18 protein-coding genes and 1 pseudogene are annotated in these 21,207 nt (G+C 72.3%); 7 read left to right on the forward strand and 12 right to left on the reverse strand.

Features of this window, described 5'->3' with window-relative positions:
- Window positions 1–87 precede the first annotated feature (87 nt).
- Complete coding sequence (locus AC07A6_RS13960) at window positions 88–3,885, forward strand: NACHT and WD repeat domain-containing protein (protein WP_478777233.1); 3,798 nt, start codon at window positions 88–90, stop codon at window positions 3,883–3,885.
- A 952-nt stretch (window positions 3,886–4,837) separates the two neighbouring features.
- Here the strand turns inward: AC07A6_RS13960 and AC07A6_RS13965 are convergent.
- From AC07A6_RS13965 to yczE, 6 genes are all read right to left on the reverse strand, one after another.
- Window positions 4,838–5,470: a response regulator transcription factor gene (locus AC07A6_RS13965; RefSeq protein ID WP_478777234.1), complete on the reverse strand. Its 633-nt coding sequence runs from the start codon at window positions 5,468–5,470 to the stop codon at window positions 4,838–4,840.
- Between the two features lie 175 nt (window positions 5,471–5,645).
- Complete coding sequence (locus tag AC07A6_RS13970) at window positions 5,646–5,933, reverse strand: hypothetical protein (protein ID WP_386271108.1); 288 nt, start codon at window positions 5,931–5,933, stop codon at window positions 5,646–5,648.
- 256 nt (window positions 5,934–6,189) lie between these two features.
- Complete coding sequence (locus AC07A6_RS13975; protein WP_362459714.1) at window positions 6,190–6,729, reverse strand: hypothetical protein; 540 nt, start codon at window positions 6,727–6,729, stop codon at window positions 6,190–6,192.
- Window positions 6,730–7,152: 423 nt separating this feature from the next.
- On the reverse strand, window positions 7,153–8,676 hold the full coding sequence (locus AC07A6_RS13980; protein WP_478777235.1) for a hypothetical protein: 1,524 nt from the start codon (window positions 8,674–8,676) through the stop codon (window positions 7,153–7,155).
- Window positions 8,677–9,301: 625 nt separating this feature from the next.
- Window positions 9,302–9,604, reverse strand: coding sequence for a hypothetical protein (locus AC07A6_RS13985; protein ID WP_362459720.1), 303 nt, complete (start codon window positions 9,602–9,604; stop codon window positions 9,302–9,304).
- Between the two features lie 696 nt (window positions 9,605–10,300).
- The gene (gene yczE, locus AC07A6_RS13990; protein ID WP_478777236.1) at window positions 10,301–11,134 is read right to left on the reverse strand and encodes a membrane protein YczE; all 834 of its coding nucleotides are present in this window, start codon (window positions 11,132–11,134) and stop codon (window positions 10,301–10,303) included.
- 113 nt (window positions 11,135–11,247) lie between these two features.
- Between yczE and yczR the strand changes: the two genes are divergently transcribed.
- Window positions 11,248–12,666: a MocR-like transcription factor YczR gene (gene yczR, locus AC07A6_RS13995; RefSeq protein WP_478777237.1), complete on the forward strand. Its 1,419-nt coding sequence runs from the start codon at window positions 11,248–11,250 to the stop codon at window positions 12,664–12,666.
- Window positions 12,667–12,822: 156 nt separating this feature from the next.
- On the opposite strand, the gene AC07A6_RS14000 is transcribed toward yczR, so the two are convergent.
- Both AC07A6_RS14000 and AC07A6_RS14005 read right to left on the reverse strand, forming a co-directional pair.
- Window positions 12,823–13,134 (reverse strand): hypothetical protein, encoded by a 312-nt coding sequence (locus AC07A6_RS14000; protein WP_478777238.1) that lies wholly within the window; start codon window positions 13,132–13,134, stop codon window positions 12,823–12,825.
- Between the two features lie 131 nt (window positions 13,135–13,265).
- Window positions 13,266–13,460: pseudogene (locus AC07A6_RS14005) on the reverse strand (hypothetical protein); the annotation flags it as partial.
- Between the two features lie 720 nt (window positions 13,461–14,180).
- Between AC07A6_RS14005 and AC07A6_RS14010 the strand changes: the two are divergent.
- Complete coding sequence (locus AC07A6_RS14010; protein ID WP_478777239.1) at window positions 14,181–14,363, forward strand: heavy-metal-associated domain-containing protein; 183 nt, start codon at window positions 14,181–14,183, stop codon at window positions 14,361–14,363.
- Window positions 14,364–14,771: 408 nt separating this feature from the next.
- Window positions 14,772–15,872 carry a polyprenyl synthetase family protein gene (locus AC07A6_RS14015; RefSeq protein ID WP_478777240.1) on the forward strand — a complete coding sequence of 367 codons (1,101 nt, stop codon included), beginning with the start codon at window positions 14,772–14,774 and terminating at the stop codon, window positions 15,870–15,872.
- Here AC07A6_RS14015 and AC07A6_RS14020 read toward each other — a convergent pair whose 3' ends face one another.
- Window positions 15,873–17,645: a hydroxysqualene dehydroxylase gene (locus tag AC07A6_RS14020; protein WP_478777241.1), complete on the reverse strand. Its 1,773-nt coding sequence runs from the start codon at window positions 17,643–17,645 to the stop codon at window positions 15,873–15,875. It lies immediately after the preceding gene.
- A gap of 4 nt (window positions 17,646–17,649) precedes the next feature.
- Complete coding sequence (locus AC07A6_RS14025) at window positions 17,650–18,195, reverse strand: LOG family protein (RefSeq protein ID WP_478777242.1); 546 nt, start codon at window positions 18,193–18,195, stop codon at window positions 17,650–17,652.
- Between the two features lie 135 nt (window positions 18,196–18,330).
- Between AC07A6_RS14025 and AC07A6_RS14030 the strand changes: the two genes are divergently transcribed.
- Together AC07A6_RS14030 and AC07A6_RS14035 are read left to right on the forward strand one after the other, a co-directional pair.
- Window positions 18,331–18,510 (forward strand): hypothetical protein, encoded by a 180-nt coding sequence (locus AC07A6_RS14030; RefSeq protein WP_478777243.1) that lies wholly within the window; start codon window positions 18,331–18,333, stop codon window positions 18,508–18,510.
- 161 nt (window positions 18,511–18,671) lie between these two features.
- Entirely contained in the window at window positions 18,672–19,274 is a 603-nt protein-coding gene (locus AC07A6_RS14035; protein ID WP_478777244.1) for an HD domain-containing protein, read from the forward strand.
- A gap of 511 nt (window positions 19,275–19,785) precedes the next feature.
- Here the strand turns inward: AC07A6_RS14035 and AC07A6_RS14040 are convergent.
- Window positions 19,786–20,022: a hypothetical protein gene (locus tag AC07A6_RS14040; protein ID WP_478777245.1), complete on the reverse strand. Its 237-nt coding sequence runs from the start codon at window positions 20,020–20,022 to the stop codon at window positions 19,786–19,788.
- 64 nt (window positions 20,023–20,086) lie between these two features.
- Between AC07A6_RS14040 and AC07A6_RS14045 the strand changes: the two genes are divergently transcribed.
- On the forward strand, window positions 20,087–20,692 hold the full coding sequence (locus tag AC07A6_RS14045) for a caspase family protein (RefSeq protein WP_478777246.1): 606 nt from the start codon (window positions 20,087–20,089) through the stop codon (window positions 20,690–20,692).
- Window positions 20,693–20,735: 43 nt separating this feature from the next.
- Here AC07A6_RS14045 and AC07A6_RS14050 read toward each other — a convergent pair whose 3' ends face one another.
- Window positions 20,736–21,029, reverse strand: a complete 294-nt coding sequence (locus tag AC07A6_RS14050) for a winged helix-turn-helix transcriptional regulator (protein ID WP_478777247.1) — start codon at window positions 21,027–21,029, stop codon at window positions 20,736–20,738.
- Window positions 21,030–21,207 lie beyond the last annotated feature (178 nt).

Raw genomic sequence — 21,207 nt, forward strand, 5'->3', positions numbered from 1 at the left:
GTCAGGAAGGTTGCTGGCAAGGGATCCAGGCGCCTACCGTGGGCGGCTGCCGTACGGCGTCGTGGGGTCGGGGGACCGGGGGACGGGATGGGGCGTCGCGAACGATTACTGGATCCGGCGGACGGGCCGGCCGAACGCTTCGCGTATGAGCTGCGCGAGCTCCGGCAGCAGGCCGGCGGCCTCACCTACCGGGCCATGGCCGCCCGCGCGCACTACTCGTCGGCCGCGCTCGCCCAGGCTGCCTCCGGCGACCGGATGCCGACCCTGTCCGTCGCCCTCGCCTACGTCGGCGCGTGCGACGGCGACGCCGACGAGTGGACCGAACGCTGGCAGCGGGCGAGCCGGGAGCTGGCCGAGCGGGCGGCGGCCGCCGGTGATCCGGCCGACGCTCCCTACCTCGGCCTGGCCCGGTTCGAGCCCGACGACCGGGAGCTGTTCTTCGGGCGGGAGCGCCTGGTCGCCGGGCTCGCCGCGCTGATCCGCGAACGGCGGGTCGTCTCGCTGGTCGGACCGTCCGGCAGCGGCAAGTCCTCACTGCTGCGGGCCGGCCTGGTGCCCGTCCTGCGGGAGGCCGCCGGCCCGCACCGGCCCACCGTGATCCGCATCCTCACCCCCGGCCCGGATCCCGCCCGCAGCCATGCGGAGCTGCTCGCGCCGGAGAACACCGGCCCGGGCGTGGTGCTCCTCGTCGACCAGTTCGAGGAGGCGTTCACCCTCTGCGCCGACACCGCCGAACGCGCCCGCTTCTTCGACCTGCTGCTCGCCGCAGCGGAGCCGGAACGCGGCGCCCGCGTGCTGATCGCCGTACGGGCCGACTTCTTCGGCCACTGCGCCGCACACCGTCCGCTCGCCGAGGCCGTCCGCGACACCACCCGGCTGGTCACCCCGATGACCCCGGACGAGCTGCGCGACGTCGTCGTCCGGCCCGCCATGGCCCGCGGCCTGGTCGTCGAACGGGCGCTCACCGCCCGGATCGTCCGCGACCTCGCCGACGAACCTGGCGGCCTGCCGCTGCTCTCGCACGCCTTGCTGGAGACCTGGCGCCGCCGCCACGGCCGTACTCTCGCCGAGAGCGCGTACGAGGCGGCCGGCGGCCTGCACGGCGCGATCGCCCGCACCGCCGAGGAATTCCACGCCGGCCTCACCCCCGGGCAGGCCGCCGCCGCCCGCCGGGTGCTGTTGCGGCTGGTCGCGCCGGGGCAGGGCACCCAGGACACCAGGCGGCCCGCCGACCGCGCCGAGTTCGACCTGGCCGGCCCCGACACGGCGCTCGTCCTCGAACAGCTGGCACTCGCCCGGCTGATCACCCTCACCGAGTCCACCGTGGACCTCGCCCACGAGGCGCTGCTCACCGCCTGGCCCCGGCTGCGCGGCTGGATCGACGAGGACCGCGAACGCCTGCACGTCCAGCGCCGCCTCACCAGGGCCGCCCACACCTGGGCGGGCCTGGGCCGGGACGCCGGCGCACTGTACCGGGGCCTGCAGCTGTCCGTCGCCGTCGAACGGTTCCGCGCGGGCGGCGGCGGACGGGACGACGACCTCACGCCGCTGGAACGGGAGTTCCTCACCGCCAGCACCGCAGCCAGGGGCCGCGATCACCGCCGCCGCCGGGTACTCACCGGCGTGCTGTGCACCGTACTGGCGCTCGCCCTCACGGCCGGCCTGATCGCCTGGCAGCAGAACCGGCTCGGCGAGCGGCGGCGCGTCGAGGCCGAGGCGCGCCGGATCGCCGGCGTCGCCGCCAGCCTGCGGCTCTCCGACCCGCGCACCGCGCTGCGCCTCGGCCTCGCCGCCTGGAGACTGGCCGACCTGCCTGAGACCCGGTCCTCCGTGCTGGCCGCCACGGCCCAGCGCGAACTCGACGCCTTCACCGACCCCGACGGCGACCCCCGCACCGCCCGCTACCTCAGCCCCGACGGCCGTACCCTCACCAGCATCGGGGCCGACCGAGTCACCGTCCGGAACCTGGAGACCGGCACGGTCGTCCGTACCTTCCCGGGCCTGGGCGAGGCCGTCGGACGGGCGGGGTGGAAGCGCGGGGACGGAGACCTGGTGACCTTCTTCCCGGATGAGGAATCCGAGGAGAACGCCGGCCGGGTCGCCATCCGTGATCTGAGCGGCGCCCGACCGGACCGGGTGCTCGGCCCGGCGGCGGGCGGCGCGGAGATGAGCCCGAGCGGCCGGCAGGTGATCGGCTACGACCGCACGCCCACCGAGTACGTGATCACGCTCTGGGACGCGGAGAGCAGCCGGGCGCTGCTCGAGTTCCGCGAGCGGCGGGATCCGGGGGCGGACCCACGGGGTACCCGCGTGTCCGGGGCGACGATGTCCAGGCATGCCAGGGAGCGCCGCCCGGTCGCCCCGGATGCCCCGGACGTCACCGTCAGCCCGGACGGCCGGCTGCTCGCCCTCTGCGTCCCGGGGCGTCCACTCCAGCTCTGGGACGTCGCCGAGCGAAGGCAGCTGACCATGGCCTGGACTGCCGACCGGGACTGCTACGAGGAGAAGTACCAGTTCGTCGCAGGTGGTCGGCTACTGGCCCACATCGTCGACGGCAGCATCCGGATCTGGGACACGGCCAACGGCAGCGAAAGGCCGTCGTTGGAGTTCCGCCGGTTACAGCGGATCGGGTTGAGCACGGACGACGGCTACCTGGTCGCGCTGACCGGTGACGAGGTGGTCCTCTGGCGCTTGGACAGCCCGGACTGGCCGGTCCTGCTCTACCCGGCCAATGGCGAGATCCCCGCCGAGCCGCGAGTCGATCCGCGGAGCGGACGGCTCCGTTACCTCGCTGGGGCGGACGGCGGTACGGAGCCGGTGGTCCGCACACTCGACGTGAGCCGGACGGTTCGGGCCGACTGGCAGCCGGAAGGCCCGCTGGCGGCGAGGTTCAGCCCGGACGGGAGCATGCTCGTCACCGCGGGGCGCCCCGGCGCGGACGGGGCGGCCCGCTTCGGGATCGTGGACGGACGCAGCGGCACGCCGGTCGCCGAACTGCCCGGGCTGCCGTGCCGGAGGATGCCGGTGCCGGGCGAGCCGAAGGGGGCGGCACCGCCTTGCGAGGTGTCGTTGGCGTTCCGCCCGGACGGCGTTCAGCTGGCCTACAGCACGAAGGGGACGGGCTACGCGCGGAGCATCGCGCTCTGGGACGTCGTACGGCGCGCTGTACTCCCTCCGGCAGGTGACCCGCCGGACCGCTACGGGGAGATCGCTCTCGCTCCGGACGGCCGGGTGGTCCTGCCGGGCGGCAAGTCGGCGGGGATCGACTTCTGGGACCCGTTCCGCAACCGGGTCACCGGGAGCGTCCCCGGCCCCAGAGGTAACGACTTCGCCATCCGACCGGACGGCCGGCTGCTCGTCGCCGCCTCGGGCGAAGTCGTCGACCTGCCCGGCATGACGACGACGCCGAAACCGCAGAACCCGGGTACGGCCGTCGAATCGCTGGAGTTCAGCGCCGACGGGCGGTACTACGCGGCCGGGGAGCGGGCGGGCCGGGTCACGTTGTGGGACGGTTCCCTGAGCCGCCGCCTCGGCGTGCTGACCCGCGCCGACCTCGGTGCGGCCTCGGCAGGAGCCCTCGCCTTCTCGCCCGACGGCCGCACGCTCGCCGTCGCCTACCATGACAACGTCGTCCAGCTGTGGGACCTCGCGTCCCACCTGCCCGTCGGATCGCCACTGCCCACCGCGGGCGACAGCGTGTACGACCTCGCCTTCTCTCCCGACGGGGCCACCCTCTACGTGGCCGGCGCGCACGCGCCGCTGCAGCGGATCGACGTCACCCCGGCGTCCGCCGCGGCGGACGTCTGCCGCCGGGCGGGCGGGGGACTGGACCGCTCCGCCTGGGGCACGTACCTGCCGAACGTCGCGTACCGGGCCACCTGCTGAGGGCAGAAGGTTCTGCGGGTCGGGAGAACGATTCCGCTTGTCCACGCCTGAGTGAGGTCGGGCCGGCCAGCGGCCCGGCTTGCACGCGACGTCCCCTACTGGTGAGCTCTCGTATTCAACTGTCGCCAGTGCCCCGAGGAACCCAGCCCCTGGGTGACCGTGTGTGGTCGCCGGGGGCGTATCGGCTCCAGGTTCCTCCGGGTTCCTCCGGGTTCTTCCGGGTTCGCCGACGAGCTTGGTCGTGGTGACGTGGTGATAGCCGAGGGCGTCGGCGACGACGGGGGCCGGCATCTCCAGGACGTGCCGGCGGATCGCCGCAGCCTGCCCGGCAGTCGTGGGGACGCCGAGGTCGTTGATCAGGTCGGCCCGGCGGCAGGTGGCGAGGTCCCGGTCGTGGTCGTCGAGCCAGCTCAGGAAGGCCGTCGCGTGCCTGATCTGGTCCGCGGCGCATTTCCGGCTGCCGGGTGTGAGGGGCCTGTGGCCAGCGCGGGCTCGGAGTTTGGGCAGGACGTCCCAGGTCGCGAAACGGCGGACGATCTGGATGCGTTCGGAGTCGTCGATGGCTGCGAGGTGGCCGACGAGCCAGCTTTCGACGAGGCACATCTGCTTGTCGATGAGGGGGAGGACGGGAGGATGCCGCAGGCCATGAGGAGTTCGCGTAGGTGGGCGGCCGCTCGCCAGGCCTTCAGGCCCTTGGCGACCGAGCCGATTCCGGGCAGGGCGCCCAGGGCGTCGGCGCCCAGTGAGAGGAACGTACCGGCGTCCCAGTCGCCCTTGATCGCCACGTCGACCACGTTGCAGCCGAGGGCGGCGATCCCCGCGACCGCGGCGATGCGGCTTTGTTCACGAGAACCTGCTCTGGTCCACTTCTTGTGGTGCGGTCACAGGCTGTACTCACTCGGCTCGTGCGGCTGAGGGGAAGCCGCGTGGCCGTGGTTCCGCCGCGGAGCGGTCAGAGCAGGCCCGTCCGGTGGGCGATGTGGGCGGCGTGGGCCCGGTTGGTGGCACCGAGTCTGGCCAGGAGCGCGGCGACGTGGTCCTTGACGGTGCCGTGGGCCAGGTGCAGGCACACGGCGATCTCCTGGTTGGTCAGGCCACGGGCGAGGAGGCCCAGGACCTCGCGCTCGCGGGGTGTGAGTGCGGGTGGCGGCGTGCGGTCGAGTGGGAGACGGCGGTCATCGGCGAAGCGTCCCCGTACCGCGTGCACGGCGTCGCCGGACACCACGGTGAAGCCGTCGGCGAGGAGTCGTACCACGGGGGCCAGGGTGGTGGGTGGTACCGATTTGGGCAGGTAGGCACTGGCTCCCGCAGCGAGAGCGGTGGCGATGTGCGCCTGGTCCATGGAGCGGGAGACCACGCACACGGCAGGGGGGGCGGCCACCGCCGCGAAGCCGTCCGCGAGGGGTCCGGCGTCCACGGTGCAGGCGTCCAGCAGGACCACACGGGGCTCCTGGGCGCGGACGGTGGCCACCGCCTGCGTGACCGGGACCGCACCGGTGACGACCAGGTCGTCCTCGGCCTGCAGGACGTGGGTGAGTCCCGCGCGCAGAAGGGGTTCGTTGTCGACGATGACGACTCGGATCACGATGGGCCACCCGTGCTCGGGGTCCCCCCTCGGGGTGGTGTTACCCCGAGGGGGGAGGGAGCCAAACCGGCCACCCTGTGTGCCCGGTCCCTTCGGCCTCTGGAGAGGCGTGCGTGGAACGGCTGCCGTGGGGCTCGGTGCCCCACTCCCCTCCCGGCGGCCGTTCCACGGGGGATCACCCCTTGCCGAAGCCGCCGGCTATGGCGCCCGCCGCGCACTGACGCCATTCGTTCTGGAACTCGTTGCTCATCTTCGTGACGTTGCCGCCGTGCGAGCGGAGGTAGCCCTGCAGACCCTCGCAGTTTCCGGCCGTGGGGCTGAAGGTGGAGGACGCGCGGTCGCCCGCACCTCCGCCGAAGTCGGCCTGGCCGGCCGAGGCGCTGGTGGCGGTGACGAAGAAGGCGGCCTGGGCGGCCACGAGGGCGCCGGCGCCGAGGCCGAGCGTGCGGGTGAGACGGGACATGGGGGTGCCTTTCGCTGACGGGAATCTTCCGTGGGTGCGGCCGCGGCCCCAGTCTTGCGGCCGTGGACCGTCGACACCCTCCGCCACCCGGCCAGAGCTGTCCCCCGCCGGACGGCGGGGGCCTCCACCCCGCTGCCGCGGGCGGCCCGGCCCTCGTGTCGAACGGCTGCCCACCGGGTACTCGCGGCGGGCACTGGGGCTTCGGGCCACCGCCCCGACGGACCCCCAGAAGCCCGAGAGAAGCCCCGGAGGGAACTCAGGCGCGGCGGACGAGTTCGCAGTTGGCAGCGACGACATCGGCCGGGTCCGCGGTGACCACGTCGAAGCCGCCGCCGCAGTCGATCTCGTCGACGGCGCCGTCGCGGGCGCTGATCGTGTCACCGCGGGGGCCGGCGAAGATGTCGTCGTTGCCGGGCCCCGGGTCCACAGTGGCAGGGAACACGGCGCCGATGTCGTGGAAGTACGTGTCGTCCTGGTCCCCCAGCCGGACCGTGATCCGGGAGACGGTGGACCAACGGCCGCAGCGCGCCACGGCAGGTGAGAACTGGGTGCAGCCAGGACCGGCGACGACACCCTCGTTGGTGTCGGCGATCGCCAGGTCGATCGCGTTCAGGGGACCGAGGCCGAACAGAACGATCGTGTTGGCCTCGCCAGGGAGGCCACTGACCGCCACCTGGCCGCCGATGCGAGTGGCGAACGCGGACTGCGCGGAAGCGGGGGTGGCCGTGGTCAACGGCAACGTGAGGCCGGCCACGAGTGCGGGGATCAGCAGGCGGGCGCGCGGGGTGAGCTTCATGTCCATCAAGGAACCAATTCGGGTACGCGCCCAGCATGCCGCCATGCCGATCCGACCGGGTGATGCCGCCCTACGGCGCTCGAACAGGCCCGCCCGGCTGACAAGTTCACCCCGGTCCACGACGCCTGGTGGGCCGCGGCGGTCAAGGCCCACGGAGACACCGCCGGAACCCGGGCCTTGATCGAGGTGTTGCTGCTGGCCCGCCACGTCTCGCACGAGCACTTGGTCGCCGGCCTCGCGATGGCTCTTCGAGCCGGGGCTACAGGCCGGTGGCTGCGTAGGTCAGAACGGAGAACGCTTGTAGACGAGTCGCAGGAGCAGTTGCTTGTCGCTGGTGCCCTGAATGTTGATGAGACTTGGAAACGCCTGTCTGGCGTGTCGGCGTCAGCCGATGGCCGACAGAGGTTGGGATACCTGTGATCGCTACGTGGACGTCGTCTCGCGGCGTCGGGACGACGTCGGCGGGGTGGCGGCGTTCAGGCAGCGGTTGAGGAGTGTGTGCATGCGGGGGACGGGGAGGGACGGGTTGGCCGCGGCGCCTTCCGCTGTGCGGAGGTCGGCGAGGAGGGTTTCCAGGGCTTCCGGTGTCAGGCTCGGGTTGGCGGCGGCTGCCCGGCACACCGACTCGTCGGAGTCTTCCACCGGAGGTTCGGGCAGGGCCGGATCGGCTGCGGCCAGGGCGCGTACCTCGGGATCCGGGTGATCGATGAGGTGGGCTCTGCCGATGCGGGGGAACGCGGGCAGGGTCAGCAGGTGCGGCCGGTGGGCCGGGCGGCTGACGAAGACGTCCAGGAGGAGGTCCGGCGGAGCCAGGGGCTGGTGGCAGGCCAGCCGGATCCGTACCTCCTCGTCGTCGTCCTGCGCGAGTGTCTCGACGAGTTCTGCGGGCAGGCCGGCCCAGCTCGCCGCAACCCGGCGGAGCACCGGCTCTTCCGACGCCGCGCAAGCGGCGAACCAGTCGGGCGACGGCTCGGTGGCCGGCTCGGTGATCGGGCAGATGCAGTCCGGACCGTGCCCGATGACCCGCTGGATCGCCCAGTACTCGGCCCAGGTGCGGGGGAAGGGGTGGAGGCGTGCGCGCATCCGTACATGCTGGTCCGGGTCCTCCCTCAACTCGGTGACCAGGTCCGGTCCCAGGTCGGGCCGGGCGGCGACCATCTCGCGGACCTTCGCCTCGGGGTGGCGGGCGAGCCGGGCGACGGCGTCGGCCGGGGTGTGACGGTTCCAGGTCAGCGGGTGCACCGTGTCGTCCGCGAAGCACTGCTCGACAAGCGCGAGGGACAGGGCGCACGTGCCGAGCACGTGCGGCTTGCTGAGCGAGCCGATGGACGGCAGCTTGGCCTCCACCGCTTCCGGGTCCAGCTCCCAGCTGCTCTTCCACGCCGCTTCCCGTACCTCGGGGTCGGGGTCGTCGAGCAGGGCCTCGCGCTGCGCGGGACTGAGCGACTGCCACCTCCAGGCGGCCTGTACACGGATTCTGGGGTGCTCGTGCCCGGCCATAGAGCGGTAGAAGGACAGAGGGATCTGCCGGGAGGAACTGAGCTCCGCGACGATCTCGTGTTCGGTGAGCATGCCGTCCTCGCCCCCGTCCTGGGCAGTCAGGAGGGTGACGAGAATGTCGTCCGGCAGCGGTCTCACCCATCGGGAGCGGAAGCGGGGGCGGGGCCCGCCGGCCAGCCGCCCGCGGACGATCCCCGACGGGTCCGTTGCCAAGGGGGCGAGCCGTGAGGGGTCGACATGCCGGTTGCAGGCGAGCGCGCGGCGGATCCCCCGGTCCGGGTGGCGGAGGGCGGCGTCGATGACGTCGTCGGGCAGGTCGCGACCCTCGCACATCAGCGGGCCGGCCTCACCGGCCGCTTGATCCATCAGGCGTATCAGTACGTCGGAGGGCGCCGCCGGATTGAAGGCGATGCCGCGCAGCCACAGTTCATGGAGAGAATCGGACACCGCGTCATCCTTCCATCTTGTCGCGCCCGGCACGGACTACCTGGCAACCACGTAGTCCATGCCAGGTCAAGCAACTGAGTGTTGCTGAAACTCGCCAACATTGATTTCGCTGTTCACTGGGTGTTCTCGCTGTTGGGCAACAGACGCTCTCGCTACTGGCCGACAAAGCCAGGCCGGGGGTGGCCGCGTGCGCCTCGATGGCGTCGCGCTGGCACGCGGCCAGCCCGGAAACGACGGCCTCGTGTGCGGCGCGCAACGTCTGGTGGTCGACGATGGATCGTCGGATGGCCTGGTGGTCCTCGGCGGAGGCGACAGGCAGTTCCGTCAGTGCGTGGTGCTGGGCGTCTACTTCGGCCTGGAGCGGGCCGCCGTCGGACGGGTGGCCTGGCTCATCATGACGGCGCGTCGTCCGACCTCTTCGGGGAGTCCGGGGAAGTCGCGCACGTTCTCCTCGTACTGGGAGGGCGCGGCGCCGGTACGGGGCCTCGGCGCCTGCCTCGTACCAGGGCTCGCCGCACTGGAGCCGAGACAGGGTGTTCGCCCCACACCCCGCCATGGTGATGCCCTTCCCTTCGGCATCGACCGCCGCCTCCGCTCCACCTGTTCTCATCCAGGTCGAACGGAATCACTGTGCTGGTCGGGCAGGCTCGTCCGGCGGCGCTGATGTCTGCGCGGCGGCGATGGCGGCGCGGGCGGTCTCGCCGTCTTGGCGGATCTGCTCGCGGCGGGTCTCCGCCTGTTGGGTCACATGGTTGTCCCACGACTGAAGCCCGTACTTGATGCCCGCAGCGATGGCGGTCGGCGTCGCAAGGGTCGTGATGGCGGCGACGATGTCCCCTGACGAGGCGTGGTTGTCGAGGGGGCGGATCTCGTCGCTGGGCGTCTGGTTCTGCTCGGGGTCGTCCCCGTGCTCATCTATGTTCGTCACACCCGGCAACGGTACCCGTGCGTCCAGGACGCCGGGGGACGTTTCGAGCCGTCGATCGCGCGGAAGGCCATCGGCTTGCTCTCCAGCCACGTGCGTCGCTCTCACGTGGTGGGTGGGGTCACTGGGCCCGCACCGCCGCGGTGTCATGTGCTCAGGACGAAGTCCGCCTGCACCAGGCCGAGGTGGTGCGTGCTCCGGGCAGCCGTCTGCGTCCCCGGCCGCGAGCGGCAGGCGCCGACGCTCTGGTCGTGCGCGGCGGTCAGAAGCCCGCGATGTCGACACCTCGCGGGTCGGATCCGCAGGCAGCAGCACCGAGGCCCCGGACACGCCGCGTGGCGGTCCCTGCCGGTCCTGCTCTCTTCACCATCAGGGCGGTGGCGAGGGCTGCCGCGGGGGCTGTTCGGGGCCGGACGATACCGGCGGGGTGCTCCGGGTGCTCGGGGCACTGTCGACGCGGCCGAGGCGGTGCCGCTCGGCGGGACGCGGCATGGGACGCGGTGTGCTCGGGCTGGTCGCGCCGACCGTCGGTCAGGGGCAGCCAAAGGATCACCGCCAAGGTGTGGGGGCGTCACGTCGCAGTGAGTGCTGCTGCGAGTGCGGCCCTGCGACGACTGCCGTGGAGTTCACGATCGGACGCGTCGGTTCTGAGGGTACGCAGGAGAGCGAGAGAAGCTCGGCCGTATGACCGCCGCTCGATCAGCTTGATCCGCCTGACCTGGCCTTCGACCGCGGCCGGAGCTCCACCGGGTTCCCCTCCGGGGCCGAACAGGTGAGGGGCAACGGGGTGCTTGTCACCTTCACCTGATCGTGAGTCCTGGCGTGACGGCCGTTCGCGAGGGGAGGGCGCGAGGGCTGTGAGGGCTGTGAGGGCTGTGAGGGCTGTCTGGAGGTCGATCGCCCTCTCTGCGGCGTCGATGCCGTGGGGAGGGTGACGGTCACGCGGGGGAGGAAGTAGCCGATCAGGGGGCCCAGGAGCAGGGCGATGAGGACGGTGCCGACGCCGACCGTGCCGCCCAGGAGCCAGCCCGCGGCCGCGACAAAGACCTCTATGCCGGTGCGCACCGCGGCGATCGGCCGGCCGGTGAGGCGTACGAGGCCGGTCATTATGCCGTCCCGCGGCCCCGAGCCGAACTGCGCGCCGAGGTAGAGGGCGTCGAAGAAGGCGAGGGCGACGAGGCCGAGGGCGAGGTAGGCGGCCTGGGAGAGCAGTCCGTGCGGGCTGGGCAGCACGGCGGCGGTGGCGTCTGCCGCGAAGCCGACGATGGCGATGTTGAGGAGGGTGCCGGGGCCGAGCCTCTCCCGGATGGGTATCCAGGCAAGGAGCACGAGGAGCGAGATGAGGTTGGTCGCCCAGCCGAAGGAGATGCCGAGTGTCCGTGCGGTGCCCTCCGTGAGGACGTTCCAGCTGGCCGCGCCGAGTCCGGAGTGGACGAGCAGCATGACGGAGGCCCCGTATCCGGCGAGACCGACCAGGAGTTGCGGGATGCGACGGGCTTTGCGTCCCGCGCGGATCCGAGCCACGAAGCCCATCCGGGGGGAGGCTGGTCCCGGGGAGGCGAGGAGAGGAGCTGAAGGTGCCATGCGGCAACCTTCCGCGGTATCTGGACCTGGATTCCATAGCCAGATTGGCTAGGCTGGCCCGGGTGAAGACCAGTTCGTACGCGACCGCCCGCATGCTGGGGACCTGGCAGGAGGGGGCCGGGCCCGCGCACCAGCGCCTCTCCGACCGGCTGCGGCTGCTCGTGCTGGACGGGCGGCTCTCCCTGGGCACCGCCCTGCCGAGCGAGCGCGACCTCGCTGCCGTGCTCGGCATCAGCAGGACCACGGTGGGCGCCGCGTACCGGACGCTGGTCGAGGACGGTTACCTCGCCACGCGGGCTCGCGCCAGGGCGACCGTACGGCTGCCCGACGACGCACCGCCCGAGGAGGTCACACGTGCCGGCGCCGACACGGACCCGGCGGTCATCGACCTGTCGATCGCAGCCCCGCCCGCACCCGTCGAGATCCTCCACGCCGCCTTCGCGACCGCGCTCGAACAGCTGCCCAGGCACCTGGAGAAGCACGGATACGACCGGTACGGAACCGCGGAGCTGCGTGAAGCCGTCGCCCGCTGGTACGAACGGCGCGGCCTGCCCACGGCGCCCGACCACGTCCTGATCACCAACGGGGCGCAGCACGCGGTCGCCCTGCTGGCCCGTGCCCTTCTCTCGCCCCGCGACAGGGTGCTGATCGAGCACCCGACCTACCCGCACGCGATCAAGGCGTTCACCGAGGCGCGCGCCCGCCTGCTTCCCGTGTCCGTCGTACCGTCCGGCTGGGACGTCGAGCAGTTCCTGGCGGCGGGCCGCGCCGCGCGTCTCGCCTATCTGATTCCCGACTTCCACAACCCCACGGGGTCGTGCATGCCCACGGCGGTGCGCTGCGGTCTCAGGCTGGACTGTCCCGCCGTTGTCGACGAGACCCTGACCGACCTCGCCCTGGACGGAGGACCGGGCCCGGAGCCGTTCGCGGTGCACACTCCCATGCCCGGGCCCACGGTCATCTGCGTCGGCTCCGTGTCGAAGAGCATCTGGGGCGGCCTGCGCATCGGCTGGATCCGTGCCGTCCCGTCCCTCCTGAAGCGCATCGAGCAGATCCGGCCCGCGACGGACCTCGGCACGCCTGTGGTGGAGCAACTCGCCACAGCAGTGCTGCTCAACGGGGGCCAGACCCGGCGTTCCGGCGGGCTCGCCCGGCTCGCCGCCCAGCGGGAGGCCCTGCGCGAGGCGCTCGGCGAGCACCTGCCCGAGGTCCACGCACCCCGGCCCGCCGGCGGCGTGACACTCTGGGCCACCTTCCCCGAGCCCCTCAGCTCCCGGCTCGCGGCCGTCGCGCCCGACCACGGAGTAGTGATCGCGGCCGGGCCGCGGTTCGGGGTGGGCGGCGCGTTCGAACGCAACATCCGGCTGCCCTACACACTCCCCGCCGACCAGCTGGCCGAGGGGGTACGCCGGCTCGCGCGGGCCGCACAAGCCCTCGGGCACGGCAATACGGGGACCCACACACCGGCGCCGATCGCCTAGGAGCGCTCCCTCCACCGCGGGTGAGCTCGCATGGCGGTGTGCCACGGCCTCCGGGGGACCGTCCCGCTCGTGAAGTGGCCGGCGGGCGAGGTTCGGTGCCGGCGCATCGGGCAGCGCTCGGTCCGCCTCGTCCGGAGCGTCGCGGGGCCGTGCGGCTCAAGTCGACGCCGGGCCGACCTGGCATTCACGCCTGCGCTCGTGGAAGAGAACCTCCCCGGAGTCGCTCTCGCTGACATGGACTTGCAGGTAGACGGCATCGCCTGTCTTGAAAGATCCGGGGACCAGCACGCTCGTACCGTTTTTGAGTATGGTTCCGCTGACCTGCCTCTCTCCTGAGGTGGTGACTCCGCTTCGGTCGACATACGCGGCGACGTAATACGTGCGGAAGATGCTCACCCTGTCCGAGATGGCGGGAAGGCTGACGCTCAAGCCGCCTTCTGCAGTTTTGACCGTGCTGCCGCCGCTCATGCTCCGCCTTTGTCGTCGTGGGGGTGGCGACGCGAAGCCTGCGGCGCCGGGATCAACCAGAACTGGTAGTCCCCGCTGCGGGTGACCAGCCAGTCCTTGAGCCCGTCAAGGTCACTCGATAGAGGGTTCGGTCAGGGTGAGTTCGGGGGCGGGCACGAGTTGGGGTGGCAGACCGGGCAGCGTTCGGCCCCTTGGCAGAGTCGTTGTGGCGGGTGAAGCGCGCCCCGAGCGGGGCGGCCGACGCCGATGAGGGTGGCGCAGGCTGGGCCGGTCCAGTCGCCGTAGCCGAGGAAGTGCGGGCGCGGTGTGTCCGCGGCCCGGGCGCCTCGCTAGCAGCACGATCATGCCCATCCGTTCGGCCCGGCCCCTACAGCCGGCATTCACCGCCCTGCTGGCCGGTGTGCTGCTGCTGTGCGCGTATCTGATGTCCGGGCCCGGCCACGCGGACACCATGCGCATGCCTGCCGCAATGGACAGCGCGGCAGGCGGTTCGGACATGACCGCGAGGGCGCATGGCTTGGACCTTCGGGACGGACCGGCCGCATCGGATTCGGGCGGTGACGGCTGCCCGGCATGGCGATGGAGTGCCCGCTGGCCTCCGCCCAGTCGCCGGCTCCCGTGCTGTTCACCGCCCCGGGCCCCGCCGTCGCGCCGGAGGCCTCGGCAGGAACCGCGCGATCGGCACGGCCTCTGGGTGTCTCCTGCGCCTGGCCGCGTGCCCCTGATTCCGTCTCGTTCCTCTGCGTCAGCCGGACCTGAGCAGCCCAGGCTCCCCCCCCCAGCCCCTCACCGGATTGGGCCGGCGGGTTCCTCGTCATGCCCTCACTCCGGACCCTTCTCAGAGGAGAGCCCTTCCTCCATGGCTTCCACCAGCACTCTCTTCCTCACCGGTGTCACCACCGGCCTCTTCGCGGGCGGTGCCTCATGTGCCGCCGTCCAGGGCGGCCTGCTCGCGGGCGCCGTCGGCCGTCGCGCGACCGCGTGGCCGGCCGAAGCGTGGGAGCGCAGCGGGCTGTTCACGCCCGTCGCCACGTTCCATTACCGGCATGCACTGCAACAGCTGCGGCCTCCTCATCGACGACGAAGTCGAAGAAGTCCCCGGCGTCAACACGAGCACCACCGACATCCGCAGCAAGCGCACCGTCGTCGAATGCGCGCGGCCGGTGGACCCGGAACTGATCGTCAACGCCATCGCGGAGGCTGGATACCAGGGCCGCCACCTGGGCTGAGAGTCGGTCGCCGCCCGCATTGGGACGCCCGGGCGGCGACCCTTACAGCACCGTCAGTCCTTCGGCTGGGCTGTCCCGCCGGGCCGTGGAGTCCGGCATGCGGCACTCACTCCATGTGGTCAAGGGTTCGGCCAACCGGGTTCTGCGGGGCCGGGGCGGGCGTTGCGCCGGTACCACCGGGACTACCAGCGGGTGAACCGCATCCTGGAACAGTCGGTGGCCGAGTGCGCGGACGTGCTGATGCTGGTGGACCGGTCCCTCCGGGGCATCGGCTCGGCGTTGTGGCGCGGCATCGGCTGACAGACTCGTGACGGGTGACGGCATCCCGTGCGTCATCGGGCGGTCCGGTTCCGGCCCGGTTGCCGGACGGTGCGCGGGCACCTTCCGGCCGATCTTGCGGAGGAATACTTGTCCAGCACTCCCGCCCGTCCCTTCCTCGGGGTCGACGGGCTCCTCGCCGAGGCCCGGCGCCGTACGGGTGCGGTGATAGCCCCCTTGCTGGAACGGGTGGAGCCGCGCGCGGCGGAGGTGCTCGCCTACCAGTGGGGCTGGGTGGACGCCGAGGGGAAGCGGGTGCCCGAGGGCGGGCGGGGAAGGGGAAAGGCGGTGCGGGCGGCGCTCGTCTTCGCCGCCGCCCGCGCCTGCGGCCGGGCCGACGCCGGCGGGGACGGGCTGTTGCCCGCCGGGGCGGCTGCCGTGGAGATGCTCCACGCGTTGTCCCTCCTCCACGACGACGTCATGGACAAGGACGAGGTGCGCCGGGGCCGGCCGGCGGCCTGGCGCGTCTTCGGGTCCGACGCCGTGGAGACGGCCGTCCGTACACTCACCCCGTACGCCCTGGACCTGGTGTTCGCTGATAGTGCCGAGGCGCCCGGGCAGGAGGCGCGGCCCGGACGTGCGGAAGGGCTGCGTGCTTCGGTGCGGGCCGCCGGGCTGCTCGGGCACGCGCTCGTCCGACTGGGTCAGGGGCAGGCGCTCGACCTCGCCCTGGAGGACGAGCCGTGCCCCGAAGTCGCCGCTACTCTGCGCGTGCACGCCGACAAGACCGGTTCGCTGTTCGCCTGCGCCTGCGCCTTGGGGGCCACCCCCGAAACGGCTGATGATCTGGCCGCCTTCGGGGAACACCTCGGCATGGCCTTCCAGATCGTCGACGACGTCCTCGGCATCTGGGGGGATCCCGCCGTCACCGGCAAGCCGGCCGGGGCCGATCTGACGGCTCGCAAGAAGTCCCATCCGGTGGCCGTCGCCCTGGCCCCGGCGCGGGCCGATGCAGCCGTGCCCCGCCGGCTGCGCGAGCTGTACGCGCTGTGCGGACCGTGGACCCCGGCGCAGAGGGGCGAGGTGCGGGGGCTGCTCGACCGCAGCGGTGCCCGGAGCGTCTCGGGCGCGGCCGCGCGGGAGTACGAGCGGTCGGCGCTGGCCGCTCTGGCGCGGGTCTGCCCGCCGTCCGGGGAGGCCGGTGCGGACCTGAGGGCGCTCGCCGCGTTCGTCGTCGGCCGCTCCTGTTGATCACCGGGGCGTCGGGGCTCGCAGCGCGGCCCCGTCGCGTGCCCAGGGGGCCTGGCGGTCGAAGGCGTTGGGGAGGCCCGCCGCGTACAGCTCGTCGTCCAGACGGTGCAGCCGGGCGAGTTCCGCGGGGCGGGGCCGGCCGTGCACGACGCACTCCGGGGCCCGTACGCCGGCCGTCGCGAGGAGCGCGTTGACGGCCGCCTTGGCGCTCTGATCTGCGGCTTCCATGGTCGCGAGGTTGAGGTCGACGTCGACGTGGTCGCCCGCCTGGAAGAGGTTGGGGACCCTGCCCGCGGGCTGCGGGCGCCATCGCCGGGAGCCGGCGGTGCTGATCAGCAGCGGTTCCCGGTTGCGGGCGAGGGCGCCCGGCTCCGTCGGCCAGTCGATGGCCGGGTCCGTGAAGCAGGAGTGCACGAGGTCCGGGTCCGGGGACAGCAGGTCCCGTCCGTCGAGCCGCAGTGAGTCCGCCAGTTGGTGCCACACCTCGCGCAGCACTTCCTCTCGGGTGCAGGCGCGGGCCGGCTTCCCGGTCAGCGGGCCGGGCACGTCCCACGCGGAGACGTCCACCGAGAGGCAGTCGCGGACCGTCCCGTCGCCGTACCGCTCCGGGAAGTCGATGCCGGACCAGAACTGGGCCTGGGCGATGGAGGTGAGGGCCCACGGCGAGTCCACGTGGATGACGTGGCCCCGGACGAGCGGCGTGGGCTCGCGGAGGAAGAACTGCACACCGGTCATCCAGTCCGTCTCCAGCCGGTCCATGCCGGCCAGCGACTCGTCCAGTTCGCACACCTCCGGCCCGAGGGTCCGGACCGCTGCTTCGGCCGGGACGGCGCAGACGAACCAGTCGGCCTCGAGCTCGCGCAGGGTCCCGGACGGGGTGCGCACGGCGGCGGCCCGGACCGCGCCGCGTGCGGTCAGCAGTCTGGTGACCCGGTGCCCCACCAGGAAGCGGACCCCGAGTCCGAGGAGGTGGTCCGCCCAGGGGCCGATCCACGCTTCCGTGGTCGGCGCGTCCAGCACCCGGTCCGCTTCCGCGTGGCCCGAGCCGCCGAGCAGCCCGGACCAGAACTCCACCTGGGTGCGGCCGATGGACGCCACGCTGGCCACCTCAGCCTTGGCCGCGACGAGGCTGCGGGTGGGGCCGATCACGCAGAGCCGCCGGTACTCCTCGGAGGCGGTGGCACCGGCCGTGAAGTCCCACCAGGAGGTGTTCTCGAACTCGCCGTCGTGCCGCGCGGGGCCGCTCGTGGCGAAGACGAGCAGCCGGTTGGCGAAGTGGGCGCTCTCCTCCGCCGAGAGGCCCGGGGTCCGGGCCAGCAGACGGCCCGTCGCCCGCAGCGTCGCCTCGACGGTGCGGGTTCCGGGGGTGCCGGAGATGTCGACGAGCACGCCGTCACGGCCCCCGTCGCGCGCGTACAGCACCTCCGACGTGGCCACCAGCCGGTCCGCCACGGTGCGGCCGGGCGTGCCCCCGCCGGGCGACGGGATCCGTGCCATGGTCTCGGTGACGTTCCGGTAGAACCCGGGGAAGAAGCGGAAGCCGTGCTCCCCGGGGAGGTCCCGGCGCCCGTCCCGGCCGGTGCCCAGGACGGGAATGCTCCTGGCCTTGCCGCCGAGGGCGCGGGCCTCGGCCACCGTCACGGTGAAACCGCGCTCGGCCAGCTCCATCGCGGCTGTGAGCCCTGCGGGGCCGCCGCCTATCACGAGCACGCGGCGGCCGGTCCTCGTCGCCTGCACGGCAGGGGTGGTCCGCACCCGTTGCGTTCCGGTCATCGGATCAGGCGTCGGGGAGGGTGTCTTCCAGGAAGGCGAGCGCTTCGGCGGGTTCGTCGGCGATGAACACCAACTCGGCCAAGGGGAGCGGGAGGAAGCCCTCGTCCTCCATGCGGCGCAGTTGCTCGCGGAGGCCGTCGTAGAAGCCGGCCGTGTTCAGCAGGACGACCGGTTTGGCGGTCCTGCCGTGCTTCTTCAGTTCCAGGATCTCGGTGGCCTCGTCGAGCGTTCCCATTCCGCCCACCATGATCACGAACGCGTCGGCCCGTTCCACGAGCGTTGCCTTGCGCTCGCCGAGGCTGCGGGTGAAGGTCATCTCGTCGGGGGCGGACACCGGTCGCGCCTTGGCCGCCAGGAAGTCGACCGAGACCCCCGAGAGCCTTCCGCCCGCTTCGCTGACGCCGTCCGCCACGACCTTCATCAGGCCGGTGTCGGAGCCGCCCCAGACGAGGGTGTGGCCGGCCTTGCCGAGCAGCTCGGCGAACCGGCGGGCGGGCTCGGTGTAGCGCACGTCGAGGTCGGCGGCGGAGAGGAAGACACAAACGTTCACGGGGCCACGGTAGTGGGTGCCCTCGCGTGGGGAACAGCCTCCACGGAGCTGCGCACCGGGGCGGCTCCGGGGCGGCTCCGGGCGGCAGCGCGTCCGAGGTCGCGCAGTCGAGGTCCGGTGGGAGGGGTTCCGTGGGTGCCCACCTCCGATCGGGCCGCCCTGATGGTGGAGGGGGACACGGCTCGGGAAGACAAGACGGTCACCGCCCGCTGGAGCCTCGACGACGGGTGGCGGATCGCCCAGGGCCTGCGGAACGGTGTGCTCAGCCACACGTCCCACGTACCTGCGGCCGCCGGTCGGACGCTGGGCAGGTGACGACAACGGGGGACGTCGTCCGCGCCGCCTTGGACCGTGTGGGCGAGGTGGAGGCGGGCCGGTGGTACTGCTTCCCAATGCAGCAGTCGAGCGGCCGCGGTGGAGGGCGCGTCTTCGGAGCTTGCCTGACCTGCACACCGGAGACCAGTACTGTCACCAGGATGACCGCGATACGTTCCGACGCCCTGTCCCGAGCCCTTGACACCCCGGCGGAGCCGTCCCTGAGGCCGCTGCCGCCCATAGCGGCGGAACTGCTGCGCTCGCTTGAAGCCCCGCCCCGGTTGGCGGCGCACCTGCGTGCGGTCCACGACGTCGCGGTCGAACTGGCCGACTGGGTGGCAGAGCAGTACCCGGGCCTGGCAGTGGACCGCGACGCCGTTCTCTTCGGTGCGGCAACCCATGACGTGGGCAAGACCCTGCACCCCGCCGAGCTCTCCGGGCCGGGTTCAGCTCATGAGGCAGTCGGCCGGGATCTGCTTCTGGAGCACGGTTTCGCGCCCGGGCTGGCCAGGTTCGCCGCCACCCATGCGAGCTGGGACGGCCCCGATGTGACGATCGAGGACCTCCTCGTCAGCACCGCCGACAAGGTCTGGAAGGACAAACGCGTCCCCGACCTGGAGGACAGGCTGGTGCAGGCGCTGGCCGCCGCGACGGGGCGCGAGCCCTGGGAGGAGTACCTCGCCCTCGACGATCTCCTCACCCGTCTCGGTGCGGACGCCGCCCATCGGCTGGCCTTCCAGGCGGCCTTCCCCATCGGCCGGTGACCCGCCTGGACTGTCGTTCGCCCTCGGTGCGCTTGCGGTCGTAGAAGGCCGGCGAGTTGGGGTCGCGCGGATGGTGAGCAGCGCCGGCGCGTGGAAGACGCGTTGCAGGCCTCGCCTTGGTGGTAGCGCTTCGGCCGGTGAAGGTTCCCGCTGATCTTGGGAATCCGACGAACGGCTGCAGCCGACCCGCACCGGCCGCTTCTTCAGGGGCGGCGAGGTGATCCGAAGGAAACTACTGCTTCAACGCCTTCGGCAAGGACGCGAGCGGGAGGATCGGCGTCGTGGAGTTCGCCGATGTCCTGAAGAACCTCGGGCACGAATCGGCGAAGGCGGCCGACGTGGACGGCAGTGGTGACATCGGCTTCGACGGGTTCGTGAGGATCATGAGCTGAGGGGCCGCTCGGGGCTGGGGCGTAGGGGCGGCCGGATTCGTCAAGGGCCTCCCCGGGCGTCAGCGGGCGCGGCATGATGGGGGCCCGCGGGAGTACCAGGGGGAACCGTGCACGGCCGCTTACGTTTCGACGACCTCATCGTGGTGCTGCCCGGGATCGGCGGCAGCACGCTCCACCGCGGAGACGTCGCCGTGTGGAAGCCGCCGCTGGCCCTGGGCGGCGCACTGCGCCGGTCCGGGCGGGCCCTGGAGGAACTGGCCGGCGATCCCCGCCTCCTGGACGACCCCGAGCACGACGACGGCATCGTCGCCTCGGGCCTCATCGGGCTGCCCGTCGCCATCCCGGGCCGAGGGCATACCGCCGGACCACATCACGGCGCTCGTCTCGCCCCTGGAGGACAACCGCGAGGTGACGGAGGGGATGGGTGTTCCGACGCGCGAAGCCACAACCGCCAACGTCATGAGGGCCCTGCTGCACGAGACGGCCGCACTCACCGACGCGGACCTCCTCCTGGTCTTCTGGAGCGGACACGGCACGACGGACGCGAACGGATCGCAGTACCTGCTGACCGCTGATGAAACCGCCTGGCCGGGCGTCTCTCTCGACGACCTGCTCCGCCGCTTCCGCTCCCCGCAGGTCGGCACGTGCGAGGAGCAGTTCTGGTTCATCGACGCCTGCGCCACCGCGCGGGCCCCGGGCCAGGAGGAGGTCCGCCCTGAACCCCCCGCCCCCGGGGACGTCCTCCCCGGACTCCGGTACCCGCGCCGCCGTCAGTACGTCTACATGGCCAGCGGGCCGGAGGACCACGCGGTCGAGGAGCCGGGCAGGGGCGGCCTGTTCTCCCTCCAGCTGATCGAGGCACTGCGCGAGGTCAGGCCCTGGGACGCGGACGCGCCGTCAGCTCTGTACGAGATGGTGCGTGAGCGCATCGCGCGGCAACGCGGGGACGGCCGGACCCGCCAGACCCCGGTGTTCGTCCACTACGGCGGACAGCGGCCCCCGGACGACTCGGCCGGCCGCCGGTGAGTCGGCCGCGCCGGTCCCCGCTTCACCTGGTCGGGCGTGGCCTTCACGTCTCCGTGGGCCCCTGATCGTGTTCTTGCTCCCGCGCCCAGGTGATCGCCCATTCGTCGAGCGGACGGAGGGCGTCACGCAGTGCCGTCCCCAGCGGAGTCAGCGCGTAGCCATCGGCCGAGGGGGCGATGATCCCGCTCGATGCGAGTTCGCGGAGCCGCTGGTAGAGGACGCTGGATGACAGCCCTTCGCACCGTGCCAGCAGCGCGCGGGCGCCGAGCGGACCCGCACGCGGTTCCCAGAGGATCCGCAGCGCCCACCGACGGCCGAACAGGTCCATCGCGGCCATGACCGGACGGCCGGTCGTCGATCCGCGAACCGGTCCTCCTGGGCGCGGTGTCGGCATGACCCTCCTTGTGTTTCGTTATTCGAAACACTGACATCCAGTCAGCGTTTCTGTTTTCGAAACGAACTCGACAGGAGAGCCGATGTCGCGGACAGCCCTGCCGGAACCGCCGTGCACCGAC

Source organism: Streptomyces sp. NPDC044002, assembly GCF_056434525.1.

What these genes read in the sequence shown, in the direction of transcription:
- AC07A6_RS13960 (WP_478777233.1), top strand. Translation starts at nt 88, where the DNA reads ATGGGGCGTCGCGAACGATTACTGGATCCGGCGGACGGGCCGGCCGAA.
- AC07A6_RS13970 (WP_386271108.1), bottom strand. Translation starts at nt 5,933, where the DNA reads ATGTCCCGTCTCACCCGCACGCTCGGCCTCGGCGCCGGCGCCCTCGTG.
- AC07A6_RS13975 (WP_362459714.1), bottom strand. Translation starts at nt 6,729, where the DNA reads ATGAAGCTCACCCCGCGCGCCCGCCTGCTGATCCCCGCACTCGTGGCC.
- yczE (WP_478777236.1), bottom strand. Translation starts at nt 11,134, where the DNA reads ATGGGCTTCGTGGCTCGGATCCGCGCGGGACGCAAAGCCCGTCGCATC.
- AC07A6_RS14000 (WP_478777238.1), bottom strand. Translation starts at nt 13,134, where the DNA reads ATGAGCGGCGGCAGCACGGTCAAAACTGCAGAAGGCGGCTTGAGCGTC.
- AC07A6_RS14010 (WP_478777239.1), top strand. Translation starts at nt 14,181, where the DNA reads ATGCACTGCAACAGCTGCGGCCTCCTCATCGACGACGAAGTCGAAGAA.
- AC07A6_RS14020 (WP_478777241.1), bottom strand. Translation starts at nt 17,645, where the DNA reads ATGACCGGAACGCAACGGGTGCGGACCACCCCTGCCGTGCAGGCGACG.
- AC07A6_RS14035 (WP_478777244.1), top strand. Translation starts at nt 18,672, where the DNA reads ATGACCGCGATACGTTCCGACGCCCTGTCCCGAGCCCTTGACACCCCG.
- AC07A6_RS14040 (WP_478777245.1), bottom strand. Translation starts at nt 20,022, where the DNA reads ATGCCCTCGGCCCGGGATGGCGACGGGCAGCCCGATGAGGCCCGAGGC.
- AC07A6_RS14045 (WP_478777246.1), top strand. Translation starts at nt 20,087, where the DNA reads ATGGGTGTTCCGACGCGCGAAGCCACAACCGCCAACGTCATGAGGGCC.
- AC07A6_RS14050 (WP_478777247.1), bottom strand. Translation starts at nt 21,029, where the DNA reads ATGGCCGCGATGGACCTGTTCGGCCGTCGGTGGGCGCTGCGGATCCTC.